1 protein-coding gene is annotated in these 814 nt (G+C 71.6%); it reads right to left on the bottom strand.

Annotated elements, in window-relative coordinates:
* Window positions 1–130: 130 nt before the first annotated feature.
* Window positions 131–814 (bottom strand): collagen binding domain-containing protein (locus tag ACFV6I_RS31860; RefSeq protein WP_380429051.1); only part of this gene is annotated, 684 nt, incomplete at its 5' end.

Here is an 814-nt window from a genome sequence, read left to right as displayed (position 1 = left end):
CGGTGAGCTGGCGGGGGACCGCGTTGGACACCTGCCGGGCTGGGGCGGCAGGCGGCCGGAGGCGGCGCTGGGGCGCCGCCGGGCCGGTCCATTGCGTCATGCCCTCACGCGCTCGCGCCGGAGCGGTCCTTCAGGAGCGCTTCCAGGAGGTGGGGGACGCGGGCGTGCAATCCTCGTTCGGGTCAGGCTTGCCGCGCACCAGGTCCCAGAGGTTCCATTCGCCCCACGTGGTCCATGAGTCCGCCGAGGCCCATGAGTGCGGCGGGCGCGGACACGGCTTCGGCGGGCACTTCTTGTCCTCGACCGTGATCGTCACACACGGGCAGTCCGCGGTCAGCTCGACCGTGGTCACCGCGGTCTGGGGCAGTTCGTAGCCGGGGGGAGCGGTGGTCTCCTGCCAGTAGTAGGTGCCGAGGGGGAGGCCGGTTGCGGAGCAGGTGCCGTTCGCTCCGGTGGTGCAGGGGGAGCCGACGGGGGTGTCGGGGTTGGTTCCGGTGGTTTGGAGGCCGGGGGTGCCGTTGGTTTCGTGCCAGAGCTGGAAGGTGGCGCCGGCCAGTGGTTGTCCGGTGGCGGAGTCGACCTTGGTGACCGTGGTGGAGCCGGTCGGGGTGGTGGTCTTGGTGTCCTGGACGGTGACGGGGATGCTCTGTCCGTCGGTGTCGAGGACCACGGTCGTCACCGCGGGCTGCGGCAGGTTGTAGCCGGGGGGTGCGGCGGTTTCCTGCCAGTAGTAGGTGCCGAGGGGGAGGCCGGTTGCGGAGCAGGTGCCGTTCGCTCCGGTGGTGCAGGGGGAGCCGACGGGGGTGTCGGGGTT

Origin of the sequence: Kitasatospora sp. NPDC059803 (assembly GCF_042732255.1) — a bacterium.
Lineage (GTDB): Bacteria > Actinomycetota > Actinomycetes > Streptomycetales > Streptomycetaceae > Kitasatospora.
The sequence above is the reverse complement of the archived record's forward strand: the minus strand, read 5'-3'. Positions and strand labels throughout refer to the sequence as shown.